The 13,956-nt window shown below is 70.8% G+C and carries 8 protein-coding genes and 4 tRNA genes; 4 read left to right on the forward strand and 8 right to left on the reverse strand.

The annotated features are described in order from the left end of the window. Positions 1–3 precede the first annotated feature (3 nt). The 3 genes from C2865_RS14785 to C2865_RS14795 all read right to left on the reverse strand — a co-directional run bounded on the left by C2865_RS14785 (position 4) and on the right by C2865_RS14795 (position 4,761). On the reverse strand, positions 4–3,975 hold the full coding sequence (locus C2865_RS14785) for a HAMP domain-containing protein (RefSeq protein WP_106399038.1): 3,972 nt from the start codon (positions 3,973–3,975) through the stop codon (positions 4–6). Positions 3,976–4,179: 204 nt separating this feature from the next. Then, positions 4,180–4,254: transfer RNA gene (locus C2865_RS14790), tRNA-Val, on the reverse strand. A 90-nt stretch (positions 4,255–4,344) separates the two neighbouring features. Continuing rightward, a complete protein-coding gene (locus tag C2865_RS14795) occupies positions 4,345–4,761 on the reverse strand; it encodes a TIGR02611 family protein (RefSeq protein ID WP_106399039.1) in 417 nt (138 codons plus the stop codon). Positions 4,762–5,057: 296 nt separating this feature from the next. On the opposite strand from C2865_RS14795, the gene C2865_RS14800 reads away from it, so the two are divergent. Next, on the forward strand, positions 5,058–5,477 hold the full coding sequence (locus C2865_RS14800) for an SsgA family sporulation/cell division regulator (protein ID WP_106399040.1): 420 nt from the start codon (positions 5,058–5,060) through the stop codon (positions 5,475–5,477). A 13-nt stretch (positions 5,478–5,490) separates the two neighbouring features. Here C2865_RS14800 and sthA read toward each other — a convergent pair whose 3' ends face one another. The 3 genes from sthA to C2865_RS14815 all read right to left on the reverse strand — a co-directional run bounded on the left by sthA (position 5,491) and on the right by C2865_RS14815 (position 8,736). After that, the gene (gene sthA, locus C2865_RS14805) at positions 5,491–6,900 is read right to left on the reverse strand and encodes a Si-specific NAD(P)(+) transhydrogenase (RefSeq protein WP_106399041.1); all 1,410 of its coding nucleotides are present in this window, start codon (positions 6,898–6,900) and stop codon (positions 5,491–5,493) included. Between the two features lie 68 nt (positions 6,901–6,968). Continuing rightward, complete coding sequence (locus C2865_RS14810; RefSeq protein WP_106399042.1) at positions 6,969–7,778, reverse strand: aminotransferase class IV; 810 nt, start codon at positions 7,776–7,778, stop codon at positions 6,969–6,971. After that, positions 7,756–8,736: an anthranilate synthase component I family protein gene (locus C2865_RS14815; RefSeq protein WP_106399043.1), complete on the reverse strand. Its 981-nt coding sequence runs from the start codon at positions 8,734–8,736 to the stop codon at positions 7,756–7,758. The genes C2865_RS14810 and C2865_RS14815 overlap by 23 nt, the downstream gene beginning before the upstream one ends. 130 nt (positions 8,737–8,866) lie before the next feature. On the opposite strand from C2865_RS14815, the gene C2865_RS14820 reads away from it, so the two are divergent. From C2865_RS14820 to C2865_RS14830, 3 genes are all read left to right on the forward strand, one after another. Beyond that, positions 8,867–8,938: transfer RNA gene (locus tag C2865_RS14820), tRNA-Gly, on the forward strand. Positions 8,939–8,963: 25 nt separating this feature from the next. Beyond that, a tRNA-Cys gene (locus C2865_RS14825) sits at positions 8,964–9,034 on the forward strand. An 11-nt stretch (positions 9,035–9,045) separates the two neighbouring features. Further along, positions 9,046–9,117: transfer RNA gene (locus C2865_RS14830), tRNA-Val, on the forward strand. Positions 9,118–10,034: 917 nt separating this feature from the next. Here C2865_RS14830 and C2865_RS14835 read toward each other — a convergent pair. Both C2865_RS14835 and C2865_RS14840 read right to left on the reverse strand, forming a co-directional pair. Next, the gene (locus C2865_RS14835) at positions 10,035–13,175 is read right to left on the reverse strand and encodes an efflux RND transporter permease subunit (protein ID WP_106399044.1); all 3,141 of its coding nucleotides are present in this window, start codon (positions 13,173–13,175) and stop codon (positions 10,035–10,037) included. 89 nt (positions 13,176–13,264) lie between these two features. Further along, a complete protein-coding gene (locus tag C2865_RS14840) occupies positions 13,265–13,942 on the reverse strand; it encodes a TetR/AcrR family transcriptional regulator (RefSeq protein WP_198653335.1) in 678 nt (225 codons plus the stop codon). Between the last annotated feature and the right edge of the window lie 14 nt (positions 13,943–13,956).

Raw genomic sequence — 13,956 nt, forward strand, 5'->3', positions numbered from 1 at the left:
CGCTCACCGGTCCAGCAGGCGTTGGATGGAGGCGATGAGCAGCTCGGCGTCCACCGGCTTGGTCACGTAGTCGCTGGCCCCGGCCGCGAGGCTCTTCTCGCGGTCGCCCTGCATCGCCTTGGCGGTGACCGTGATGATCGGCAGGTCGGCGTACCGGGGCATCTCCCGGATCGCGGTGGTCGCCGTGTAGCCGTCCATCTCCGGCATCATCACGTCCATCAGGACGAGTTCGATCTCGTCGTGCGCCTGGAGGGTCTCGATGCCCGCGCGGCCGTTGTCGGCGTGCAGGACCCGCATGCCGTGCAGCTCCAGCATCCCGGTCAGCGCGAAGACGTTGCGGGTGTCGTCGTCGACGACCAGGACCGTCCGCCCCGCCAGGCCCCCCTCGCCCGCCGGCGGCTCGGGCTGCTCGCCCTCGCTCTCGGCGGGCAGCAGCGGCAGGACGTCGCCGGGAGCGGCCGCGGTGAGGTGCAGCGCGATGCGCTCGCGCAGCTCGTCCAGGCTCGGCAGCACCTCGATCGGGCGGTTGCGGGACCGTTCGTGCAGCGTCCGCCGGACCTCCGGGTCCAGTCCCCGGTTGTTGTGCACCAGCACCGGGACCCCGGACAGCGCGCTGTCGCCGTCGAAGGCCTCGAGCAGGCGCAGCGCCTCCCCTCCCGGCATGTCGAGGCCGAGCACCACGCAGTGGCAGGGCTCGGCCGCCAGCAGCGACGCCGCCTGGGTGGAGTTGACCGCGGTGAGCACCCGGACCCCGCCGAAGTCGCGCCCCGCCAGCTCGGCGACCGCGCTCTCCGCGACGAGGGTCAGCAGGCCGCGCGGCTGCTCCTCGATCACCAGCAGCCGGCGGACCGGCTGCTCGGGCTCCTCCGCCTCCGCCTCGACCGCCGCCGGGGCGGTGGCGGCGGAGAGCCTCGGCGCGGCGGGCCACGCCGCCTTCTCCTCGTCGGCGGCCGAGAGCTCGAGGCCGGTGGCCGCCACCGGCAGGTACAGCGTGAAGGTGCTGCCCTTGCCGGGCACGCTCTGCGCGGTGATCGCGCCGCGCAGCAGGTAGGCGATCTCCCTGCTGATGGACAGGCCGAGGCCGGTGCCGCCGTACTTGCGGCTGGTCGTGCCGTCCGCCTGCTGGAACGCGCCGAAGACCGTCTCCAGCTGGTGCTCGGGGATGCCGATGCCGGTGTCGGTGACCCGGAAGGCCACGGCGGCGCCGTCCCGCGCCATGTCCGGCGGCAGCTCCTTCTCCGAGGCCGGTTCGATCCGCAGCTCGACGCTGCCGCTCTCGGTGAACTTCACCGCGTTCGACAGCAGGTTGCCCAGGACCTGCCGCAGGCGGGCGTCGTCGGTGACGATCTCCTCCGGCACGCCCGGGGCGCTGGTGACCCCGAAGTCGAGGTTCTTCTGCACCACCAGCGGGCGGAACGTCGCCTCCACGTAGTCGGCGACCCGGCTCAGCGAGACCTGCTCGATGTTGACGTCCATCTTGCCGGCCTCGACCTTCGACAGGTCCAGGATGTCGTTGATCAGCTGGAGCAGGTCCGAGCCGGCCGAGTGGATGACGCCCGCGTACTCCACCTGCTTGGGGGTGAGGTTGCGGGTGGGGTTCTGGGCCAGCAGCTGGGCGAGGATGAGCAGGCTGTTGAGCGGGGTGCGCAGCTCGTGGCTCATGTTCGCCAGGAACTCGGACTTGTACTTGGAGGCCAGCGCCAGCTGCTGGGCGCGCGCCTCCAGCTCCTGGCGGGCCTGCTCGATCTCCAGGTTCTTGGTCTCGATGTCGCGGTTCTGGCTGGCCAGCAGCGCCGCCTTCTCCTCCAGCTCCGCGTTGGCCAGCAGCAGCTCCTCCTGGCGGACCTGCAGCTCCTGGGAGCGTGCCTGCAGCTCGGCGGTGAGCCGCTGGGACTCGTCCAGCAGCTCGTCGGTGCGGACGTTGGCCAGGATGCTGTTGACGTTGACGCCGATCGTGCCCATCAGCTGGTCGAGGAAGGCCCGCTGCACGTCGGTGAACCGGTGCAGCGCCGCCACCTCGATGACGCCGAGCACCTGGTCCTCCACGAGGATCGGCAGCACGATGAGGCTGGCCGGGACGGCGCCGCCCGCGGCCGAGGAGACGAGGTACCCGGCGGGCACGTCGTCCACGGCGATGGTGCGCCTGCTCCGCGCGGCCTGCCCCACCAGGGACTGGCCGAGCCCGACCCGCTCGGGCGCGCCGTGGTCGCCGGGCAGCCCGTAGGAGGCGATGAGCCGCAGGCCCGGCCCGTCCTCGGACTCCTCGGCGAGGTAGAAGGCGCCGTACTGGGCGGAGACGAGCGGCACCAGCTCGTCCATGATCAGGTCGGCGACGGCGGACAGGTCGCGGCGGCCCTGCATCAGGTCGGTGATCGACGCCAGGCTGGACTTCAGCCAGTCCTGCTCCTGGTTGGCGCGGGTGCTCTCGCGCAGCGAGAGCACCATCGAGTTGATGTTGTCCTTCAGCTCGGCGACCTCGCCGGACGCCTCCACGGTGATGGAGCGGGTGAGGTCGCCCTGGGTCACGGCGCTGGTGACCTCGGCGATCGCGCGGACCTGGCGGGTGAGGTTGCCGGCCAGCTCGTTGACGTTCTCCGTCAGCCGCTTCCAGGTGCCCGAGACTCCCTCGACCTCGGCCTGGCCGCCCAGGCGGCCCTCGCTGCCCACCTCGCGCGCCACGCGGGTCACCTCCGCGGCGAACGAGGACAGCTGGTCGACCATCGTGTTGATGGTCGTCTTCAGCTCCAGGATCTCGCCCCGCGCGTCGACGTCGATCTTGCGGGTCAGGTCGCCCTGGGCGACGGCGGTGGTGACCTGGGCGATGTTGCGGACCTGGTTGGTCAGGTTCGTCGCCATCGAGTTGACGTTGTCGGTGAGGTCCTTCCACGTGCCGGCGACGTTCGGCACCCGCGCCTGGCCGCCGAGGTCGCCCTCGGTGCCCACCTCGCGCGCCACGCGGGTCACCTCCGCGGCGAAGACCGAGAGGGTGTCGACCATGGTGTTGATGGCGCCGGCGAGCGCGGCGATCTCGCCCTCGGCCTCGACGGTGATCTTCTGGGAGAGGTCGCCCTTGGCCACGCCCGTCGCGACCTGGGCGATGGAGCGCACCTGCGTGGTCAGGTTCGAGGCCATCACGTTGACGTTGTCGGTGAGGTCCTTCCACGTGCCGGACACGCCGCGGACCCGCGCCTGGCCGCCGAGTTTGCCCTCGGTGCCCACCTCGCGGGCCACCCGGGTGACCTCGTCGGCGAACGCGCCGAGCTGGTCGACCATCGTGTTGATGGTCTCCTTCAGCTCCAGGATCTCGCCCCGGGCGTCCACCGTGATCTTCTGCGTCAGGTCGCCGCGCGCGACCGCGGTCGTCACCTGGGCGATGTTGCGGACCTGGTCGGTGAGGTTGCCCGCCATGAAGTTCACGGAGTCGGTCAGGTCGCGCCAGGTGCCGCCCACGCCCGGTACCTGCGCCTGGCCGCCCAGGCGGCCCTCGCTGCCCACCTCGCGCGCCACCCGGGTGACCTCGTCGGCGAACGAGGACAGCTGGTCGACCATCGTGTTGACGGTGTTCTTCAGCTCCAGGATCTCGCCCCGGGCGTCCACCGTGATCTTCTGCGTCAGGTCGCCCTCGGCGACGGCGGTCGTGACCTGGGCGATGGAGCGCACCTGGGTGGTCAGGTTGCCCGCCATGGCGTTGACGGAGTCGGTGAGGTCGGCCCACGTGCCGGACACGCCCGGGACCTCGGCCTGACCGCCGAGCCTCCCCTCGGTGCCGACCTCGCGGGAGACGCGCGTCACCTCGGAGGTGAACAGCGACAACTGGTCGACCATGCCGTTGAAGACGAGCGCGATCTCCCCCAGCAGCCCGTCCCCGTCACTCGGCAGCCGGGTCCCGAAGTCCCCGTCCCGCACCGCCGTCAGCCCCGCGAGCAACTGCCGCAGCTCCGGTTCCGCGACGCCTTCCACGCTGGTAGTACTCATGAGACACCTGCCGTCATCGCCGAATCCCGTCTCCGCCCGGTCCGAGCACGCCCTCGGCGGCATCGTCTTGAGCGCATCCAGCTTAGAACCCGTCGCCCCTCTGATCGACCAAACGTTCCAAAGCCTCACAAACCACACCAGCACTCTCCCGTCCCACCGCATGCGAAAAGAGGCCGGATCCTTGATCGGATCCGGCCTCTGGGCTGGTGGGCGATACTGGGTTCGAACCAGTGACCTCTTCGGTGTGAACGAAGCGCTCTCCCACTGAGCTAATCGCCCGCCCGTTCGCTTCGCGGTTCCCCGCGCTGCGACCTCGAATAGATTAGCGCGAAACGGGGGTGGTTCGCACATCGATTGCCCCCGCGCGGGTCAGCGCGTGTTGATGCGGGTCCAGTCGACGTTCCAGGGCAGCTCGGTGCCCACGACGTAGAGGTAGGCGATGACGGCCGCGGCGCAGACCAGACCGGCCAGGACGGCCAGGATGATGTTGCGGCGGCGGGTGCGCGGGTCGAGCGCCTTCTCCTTGGCGCGCTCGGCGGCGGCCTTGGCCTTGCCGAGGGCGCGCTGGGCCCAGACGAACTCGGTGGCCAGGATCGCCAGGCCGACGACGATGGCGAGCATGCCCGGGCCGGGCATCACCATCATGACCACGCCGGCCAGCAGGACCACCGCCCCGACGGTGAAGACGCCGATCCGCCAGGTCGTGTAGAGCAGGGGATTCTGGCGCATGACCTCGCGGAAGCGGTGGTAGCGACCGCCCTCCCGAAGTTCTTTTTCCTGGTTCATCGACACGGTTTTACTCTAAGGGACGAGGTGGGGCACAAAGGGCCGCGCCACGGGAGCGGCGAGGTCAAACCCTACCCGGCTCCCGAAGATCGTGATTCCTTTTCATCCGCGTTTGCCCTGGTCATCGGCGTGTCGTTCACCGCTGATCGCGAGTTCACGCAAACGGGTGCTGGGAATGTTCTGACGACTTCCAGCAGTTACGCGTCATAGATCGGGGGGACATCGGTTGAAGAGCCGAAGTCCTCGAAGTCTTCATCGAGATCGCTCGCCACGGGCCCGACGCTGAAGGAATGGCGATGAACAGCAGCACCACCATCTCCGCCGAGCTTGGCCTTCGTCTCGTCGTGCCCGACCGCTCGACGGTGCCGCTGATGGCCACGCTCGAATACGCGGCCGACGATCCGTACGCCATCAGGATGGCCTTCCACGTCGGCAACGAGGACCCCGTGGAGTGGATCTTCGCCCGAGAGCTGCTGACGGTCGGCATCGAACGCCGGGCCGGGTTCGGCGACGTCAGGGTCTGGCCCGCGGGCAGGGAGAACGACAGGACGCTGCAGCTGGCGCTGTCCTCGCCGTTCGGGGACGCGCTGTTCGACGTCCCGCTGATCCCGATGGCCGACTTCCTGCACAAGACGTACGACATCGTGGCGGCCGGGCGGGAGTCGGAGTTCGTGGACATGGACGCCGAGCTCGAGCACCTGCTCTGGTCGTCCTGAGGGGCGCCGCGGGTCAGGCCTCCCCGGTGAGCCTGGAGATCGCCCGCATCTTGTTCATCGCGTCCAGCGCCGCCACCTTGTAGGACTCCGCCAGCGTCGGGTAGTTGAAGACGGCGTTGACCAGGTAGTCGATCGTCCCGCCGCATCCCATGACGGTCTGCCCGATGTGCACCAGCTCGGTGGCGCCCGTCCCGAACACGTGCACGCCCAGGAGCCTGCGGTCCTGCGGGGAGACCAGCAGCTTGAGCATGCCGTACGAGTCGCCGATGATCTGGCCGCGGGCCAGTTCCCGGTAGCGGGAGACGCCCACCTCGAACGGCACCCGCCCGCGCGTCAGATCGTCCTCGGTGCGGCCCACGAAGCTGATCTCCGGAACGGTGTAGATCCCGATCGGCTGGAGCTCGTGCAGGCTCGCCACCGGCTCGCCGCAGGCGTGCTGGGCGGCGACCCTCCCCTGCTCCATGGAGGTCGCCGCCAGCGCCGGGAAGCCGATCACGTCACCGACCGCGTAGATGTGCGGGACCCCCGTCCGGTAGTCCTCGTCCACCGCGATCCGGCCCCGGGCGTCCGCGGTCAGCCCGGCGGCCTCCAGGTGCAGCTCGGCCGTCCTGCCCTGCCGCCCCGCCGAGTACATGACGCAGTCGGCGGGGATGCGCTTGCCGCTCTCCAGGACCGTCAGCGCGCCGCCCGCGCGCCGCTCCACCGCCGCGACGCTCTCGCCGAACCGGAACGTCACCGCGAGGTCGCGCAGGTGGTACTTGAGGGCCTCGACGATCTCCAGATCGCAGAACTCCAGCATGCGCTCGCGCCGCTCGACCACGGTGACCCTGGTGCCCAGGGCCGCGAACATCGAGGCGTACTCGATGCCGATGACGCCCGCGCCGACCACCACCATGGTGTCGGGGACGCGGTCCAGGTGCAGGATCGCGTCGGAGTCGATGACCGTGCGCTCGTCGAACTCCACGCTGCCCGGCCGGGCCGGGGTCGTGCCGGTGGCGATCACGATCTTCGCGGCGGTCACCTTCCGCTCCTCCTCGCCCCCGTCGAGGATCCCGACCGTGTGCTCGTCCAGGAAGCGGCCGGTGCCCTGCAGCAGGGTCACCCGGTTGCGGGTGAGCTGGCTGCGGATCACCTGGATCTCGCGGCCGACCACGTGCCGGGTGCGCAGGCCCAGGTCGGCGACGGTGATCTCGTCCTTGACGCGGTAGCTCTGGCCGTACAGCTCGCGCTGGTTGAGGCCGGTGAGATAGAGGACCGCCTCGCGCAGGGTCTTGGAGGGGATGGTCCCGGTATTGATGCAGACGCCGCCGAGCATGTGCGGTTTTTCGATGACCGCCGTTTTCCTGCCGAGTTTGGCCGCGGCTATGGCGGCCTTCTGGCCGCCCGGCCCCGAACCGATGACGAGGAGATCGAAGTCGTACACGTTCCCCAGTCTGAACCCGGAGCCATCGCAAAATAAGGCCTTTGACGTAACAAGACCCGCACTTCGTCTTAAGGATCGACCTTTTCCGCGGCACGAAGGGCGAAGGTCTCCCGCGCCTTGCGGGTGACGGGACCGACCGGCAGCTCTCTGCCGTCGATCAGGCCGATCGGCTGGATGTCGCGCGTCGTGGACGTGAGGAAGGCCTCCTCGGCGCCGGTGAGCGCCGCCAGGGGGACGTCAACCTCCTCGGCGCCGATCCACTCCAGGACCAGCGCCCGGGTGACACCGGCCAGGCAGCCGCTCGCCAGCGTCGGGGTGACCAGCCGGCCGTCCAGGACGAGGAAGATGTTCGAGCCCGTGCCCTCGCACAGGTTCCCGGCGAGGTTGCCGAAGACCGCCTCGCCCGACCCGCGCTCCTTTGCGTAGGCCAGAGCCAGCACGTTGTCGGCGTAGGACGTCGTCTTGAGGCCGGTGAGCGGGCCGCGCTCGTTGCGCGGCCAGGGCACCACGGCGACCGCGGCGGTCGCCGGGAAAGGCTTCTGCTCCCCCGCGATGATGATCATCGTGGGGCCGTCGGGGCCCCGGTCGGAGCCGAGCGGGCCCGGACCGCCGGTGTAGCTGATCCGCAGCCGGCCCAGCTCCCACGGCTCGGCGGCGGCCAGCACCTCGGCGACGCCCGCGCGCACGAAGTCCTCGTCCGGCTCGGGCAGCCCCAGGCCGCGCGCCGAGAACGCCAGGCGCCGCAGGTGGCGGGTCAGCGCGAAGGGCTCGCCCCGCACCAGCTTGACCGTCTCGAACACGCCGTCGCCCACGGTGAGGCCGTGGTCGAAGACGCTGACGGTGTCCCTGCCGAGCTCACCGTTGATCCAGACCTGCACCCGCCACCTCCAGGAGATTCTTCGCCTTCAGTTCCGTCTCCCGCCATTCTCTCGCGGGATCGGAACCCCAGGTGATGCCCGCCCCCGTGCCGAACCGCAGCAGGCCGTCCTCGATCCAGAAGGTGCGGATCCCGACGGCCAGCGCCGCCGTGCCGCGGTCGGCGTCCACCCAGCCGACCGCCCCGCAGTACGGGCCGCGCGGCACCGGCTCCAGGCGTTCGATCAGCTCCAGCGCCGACGACTTGGGCGCGCCCGTCACCGACCCCGGCGGGAACGTCGCGGCGATCAGCTCCGGCCAGCCGGCGGACGTGCGGGCCCGCACCGTCGAGACCAGGTGCACCAGGCCCGGATGGGACTCCACGGCGCACAGCTCGGGCACCTCGACCGTGCCGGCCCGCGCCACCCGGCCCAGGTCGTTGCGGACGAGATCGACGATCATGACGTTCTCCGCCTCGTCCTTGGGCAGCAGGTCGGCCTCGGTGCGCCCCGTGCCCTTGATCGGCCGGGACGTCACCAGCTCGCCGTCCCTGGCCAGGTACAGCTCCGGGCTCGCGCAGGCCACCTGCAGGTCCGGCAGCCGCAGCGTCATCGCGTGCGGCGCCGGATTGCCCGCGGCCAGCCGCCGCCCCAGCCCCGCGATCTCACCGCGGACCGGCGCCGACAGCACCCGGCACAGGTTGGCCTGGTAGACCGAGCCCTCGGCGATCGCGGCCCGGATCTCCGCCACGCCGCGCTCGTAGGAGTCCCGGTCCAGTGAACTCGTCCACTCCCCCGGCGCCGCCCACCGCCCGTCGGGATGCGGCGCCGGACGCACGCGCTCGAACCTGGCGCAGGTCGCCTTCCCCTCGTAGGTGACCACCACCGCCCACCAGCCGCGCGTCCCGAGCACCGATAGATCATCGGAGACCTCGGCCAGCCCGGTCGCCAGCAGCCCGTCCACATGGGCGAACGCTTCCATACCGCCCAGTCTCCCGCCCCTCCCGTCCCCCGCGCATCCCGCCCCTCCCGCTATTCGGTTTGGCACCGGGCCCGGAGTTTGGCTATGGTTTTCCTCGTCGCCAACGGGGGCCAGCCCCCGGAAAGCACACGCGGAAGTGGCTCAGTGGTAGAGCATCACCTTGCCAAGGTGAGGGTCGCGGGTTCGAATCCCGTCTTCCGCTCGGAGCGGTCGCGAGACCGAACCACGGTGGAGTGGCCGAGAGGCGAGGCAACGGCCTGCAAAGCCGTGTACACGGGTTCAAATCCCGTCTCCACCTCGCAGCATCCCGGACGATTAGCTCAGCGGGAGAGCGCTTCCCTGACACGGAAGAGGTCACTGGTTCAATCCCAGTATCGTCCACGAGCCGGCCCCGCCTGGTCATCGAACTCCGTTCGATCTCCCGCGGGGCCGCTGTGTTTTTCGGGGGGACGACCCCCCGGGCCCCCCGACGTGGGGGCTCCGCCCCCACGCCCCCTGCCGTCAGGTGCGCTGCCTCCTCGGTATCGAAACGGGTGCGAACTTCCCGGACGGAGCGTTCTGCGAAGTTCCCGGACGGTGATCGTGTCCCGTACGGCGTTCATACGGTTTCGTGCACACGGTTCACCGCTCGTGAGCTGATCGTGTGTCACCCGCTTTCCGTGGACCGCTCACCGGCGGCGGCGCTGTCGCGCGTTTCACACCTTCTGCAAGGCGCTTCCGCCGGTGGGCTTCTCGCGCGTTCCCTCCTCTACGCGCCGGACCTGCACTGGTCGCCATGTGCCGCCCACCACCCGGAGACCGGTGGTGTCCGGCCATCGCCCGGCGAGTGGTCATGCGCCGTCCGCCCTCCGGGGCCGGTCGTGCGCCGCCCATCGCCCGGGGATCGGTGGTGCGCTGGTCTTGCGCCGCCCACCATCCGGAGACCGGTGGTGCACTGATCACCGCTCGGGAAGTGGTCGTGCGTCGCGCGCCGTCCGGGGCCCGTGGTGCGCGGCGCGCCTTCCCGCAGGCCGGTCGTGCTCTGGTCACCGTCCGCGAGCCGATCGTGCGCTGACCGCCGTGCATGGACCGGCTGTTTGACGGTCATGCGTCGCCCATCGTCCGTGGCCGGGTCACACGCTGGTCACCGGTCGGCGGGTGGTCGTGGGGGGTTCGTTCTTTTTCTTTCGGTGGTGGGGGTGGGCGGGTCTTCTCAGTGAGATGGGGCGAAGGCGAGCGGCCCCTGGGAGCGGGGTGATCCGCTTCCAGGGGCCGTTGGGTGGGAGTGGGACGGGAGGGTGGTCCGTCCGTCCGCCGGGTCAGGACACGGGCTGGAGGTCCTCGCTGGGCTCGGAGTCCTCGTCGCCTGTGGCCTTCTGGTCGGCCTGGGCCGCCTTGCGGGCCTGGCGGGCCTCGCGGCGGGTCTCGACCATGGTGTAGAGGACCGGGATGAGGACGAGGGTGAGGGCGGTGGAGCTGATCAGGCCGCCGATGACCACCACGGCCAGGGGCTGGGAGATGAAACCGCCGGAGGCGGTCAGGCCCAGGGCCATGGGGATCAGGGCGAAGATGGTGGCCAGCGCCGTCATCAGGATGGGGCGCAGGCGGCGGCGGCCGCCCTCGATGACGGCGTCCTGGACGCTCATGCCCTGCTCGCGGTACTGGTTGACCAGGTCGACCAGGACGATCGCGTTGGTGACCACGATGCCCACGAGCATCAGCATGCCGATCATCGCGGCGACGCCCATCGGGACCCCGGTGATCAGCAGCAGGATGATCGCGCCGGTGGCGGCGAACGGCACCGACACCAGCAGGACCAGCGTCTGGCGGATGCTGCCGAAGGCCGCGACCAGCAGCAGGAAGACGATCAGGATGGCGGCCGCGATGGCCAGCCCCAGCTGGGCGAAGGCCTCCTCCTGGTCGGCGGTGACGCCGCCCAGGGTGTAGGTGACGCCGTCCGCGGGCTTCAGGGAGTCCAGCTTCTTCTGGATCGCCTGCGACGCCTTGGCCAGGTCGTCGCCGACCGGGACCGCGGTGACGGTGCTGGTGCTCTCGCCGTCCTGGCGGGTGCGCTCGACCGGGCCGTCCACCTGGGCGACGGTCGCGACCTGGGAGAGCCGGACCGCGCCGCCGGGCACGCCCGGGACGCGCAGCGCCTTCAGCTCCTCGACCGAGGCCGGAGCCCCCGCGGAGGCCCGGACGACGACGTCGGTCTCGCCGCGCTCGAGGTTGACGGTCGTGACGGTGCTCCCCTGCACGGCCTGCGCCACCACCTGGGCCAGGACGGTGTCGCTCAGCCCCATCCGGGCCGCGGAGTCCTTGGCGCGGACGCTGAGCATCGGGACGCTCTCGGCCAGGTCGCTGCTGACGTCCTTGACCTCCGGCACCGTGGACAGGGCGTCCTGCAGCTGCTTGACGGCGGCGGCGCGCGAGACGTCGTCGGGGGCGTCCACCCGCACCTCGACCAGACCGCTGGCCCCCATGCCGGTGTTGGCGGCGACCTTGATCTCACCGGCGCCCGTGAGCGCCTTCAGGTCGTCCTCCAGCGCGGCCTGGACCCGCTCGGAGTCGGCGTCCTCGGCGAGCGCCACGTTGTACGTCGCCTCGCTCGAGCCGCCGCTCATCAGCGCGCCCATGATGCCGCCCGGGGAGCCGACGACCACCTGGTAGGACTCCACGCCCTCGGTGCGCTCCAGGACCAGCTCGACCTTGCGGGACGCCGCGTCGGTGGTGTTCAGCGCGGTGCCCGCCGGCATGGTCTGGGTGACGCTCAGCGCCTGGGTGCCCGAGTCGCCGAGGAAGTCGGTCTTCAGGCCGGCCGCGAGCACGCCGGTGAGGACGAGGACGAGCACGGCCCCGGCCAGCACGGTCTTGCGGAACCGGACGGCCCAGCCGATCAGCGGCACGTACACCAGCTGCAGCAGGCCGGTGCGCTCGGCCTCCTCGGCGCGGCGGCGGAACACCTCGGGGTCGGCGCCGACGTCCGGGGTCTTCAGGAACCAGTACGCCAGCACCGGGATGATCGTCAGGGAGACGACCAGGGAGGCGATCATCGCCACGGTGACGGCGATGGAGAACGAGCCGAACAGCTCGCCGACCATGCCGCCCACCAGCGCGATCGGCAGGAACACCGCGACGGTCGTCAGCGTGGAGGAGGTGACCGCGCCGGCGACCTCGCGGACCGCGCCGATGATCGCCTGGCGCTTCTCCTCGCCGTAGCCCAGGTGGCGCTTGATGTTCTCCAGCACCACGATCGAGTCGTCGACGACCCGGCCGACGGCGATGGTGAGGCCGCCCAGGGTGAGCATGTTGAGCGAGTAGCCGTTGAACTTCAGCACGATCAGCGCGACCACCAGCGACAGCGGGATCGAGATCGCGGTCACCAGGGTGGAGCGGGCCGACCGGAGGAAGAGCACGATCACCAGGACCGCCATGACCAGGCCGAGCAGCCCCTCCTCCAGCAGGCCGAGGACGGCGTCGCTGACTGCGGGCCCGGTGTCGGAGACGATGGTGATCTCGGCTCCGGCGCCGAGCGACTTCTCCAGGCCGGGCAGGAGGTCGCGCACGTCCCCGGAGACCGACGAGGAGCTGCCGTCGCGCTCGAGCATGAGGGAGAGGCCGAGGCTCTCCTTGCCGTTGGTGCGGGTCAACGAGGTGGACTCGGCGTCGGCGAGGGCGACCGCCGCGACCGAGCCGAGCTTCACCGGGGTCTTGGAACCGGTCAGCCACAGGTCCTTGATCTGCTGGACCGACGTGATCGGCCCGCCGATCTGGACGCTCAGGCTCTGCTCCCCCGAGGTGATGGAACCGCCCGGAACGGTCCGGCCCGCGGTGCCCAGCGCGGTGCCGATCGCGGAGGCGTCCAGACCGCTCGCGGCGAGCTTGGCCGGGTTCGGCACGATCTGCACGATCTGCTCGCGCTCGCCGGAGACGGTGACCTCGTTGACGCCGTCCACGGACCGCAGCTCCGGCGCCACCTTCGCCTCGACCGCGGCGGCGAGCCCGTCGAGCCCGCCCTGCCCGCTGGAGGTGACGGCGAGCGTCATGGTCGGCAGGTCGTCGGTGGAGAACGTCATCACCTCGGGCGTGACGCCGGCGGGCAGCCTGCCCGAGACCCGGTTGACGGCCTGGCGGACCTCCGTGAGGAGCGTGTCCGTCCCGGTGCCGAACTCGAACGTCAGCGCCACGGTCGCCATGCCCTGCCGCGACGTCGCCGTCATCGACTCCAGGCCGTCGATGTTCTTGACCGCGCTCTCGATCGGCTCGACGACCTGTTCCTCCACCACCTCGGGCGAGGCGCCCGGGTAGGGGGCCATCACGAGGGTCGCGGGGACGGAGATGTTCGGCAGCAGCTGCTGTTGCAGCGTGGGGATCGCGTACGCGCCGAGCGCGAGCAATCCGAGGGTGATCAGCATCACCAGCTTGCGGTGCGCGAGACTGATCTTGGACAGCCAGGACACGGTGGGACTCGTTTCACGCAGGGGACGGACGGGGTTTCACGGTAAGGCAAGGTCAAGGGCCGATCGGCCGCCCTGTGGACGGCCTCCGGTCACTGCGGCGGGCCGGTGATCCCGGTGATCCGCTCGAGCTCGGCATGGGTGAGGGCGGGTTCGGCCAGGGGGGTGAGGCCGGGGCGGGAACGCAGGCCGTCCAGGACGAGGGCCAGGCCGCGCCGCCACACCTCGGGCCGGACCCGCTGGGCCAGGAGGCCGATGGAGCCGATCATCTCCTGGACGAGGGGGATGTCGGTGGAGCTGAAGTCGGCGCGCAGCACCCCGGCGTCCTGGGCGCGGCGGACGAGCGCCTCGGCCAGGGGGACGAGCCGGTCGCGGATCCGGACGAGCCGGCCGCAGGCATAGGCGTCGGAGAGCATCACCTCGCGCAGCCCGTGGTCGCGGGCCATGTTCTCGGTGCAGTGGACCAGGAAGCCGGTGAAGGCCTCCCAGGGGTCGGTCTCCTCCAGCGCCTGCTCCGCCCTGGCCACCAGGTGGTCGATCTCCTCGGTGAACAGCGCCTCGACGAGGTCCTCCTTGCCGGGGAAACGCCGGTAGACGGTGCCGACGCCCACCCCGGCGCGCCGGGCGACGTCGTCGAGGGTCACGTCCAGGCCGTGTTCGGCGAACAGCTCCCGGGCGGCTTCCAGGACACGCCGGCGGTTGCGTTCGGCATCCTTCCGCAGGGGGCGGACCTCTCCGTCGGGGGCGCGGGAGGCCACGGGCGTTTCCATGCCGCCCATCCTAC

The sequence above is a fragment of the Actinocorallia populi genome, assembly GCF_002995495.1.
Lineage (GTDB): Bacteria > Actinomycetota > Actinomycetes > Streptosporangiales > Streptosporangiaceae > Actinocorallia > Actinocorallia populi.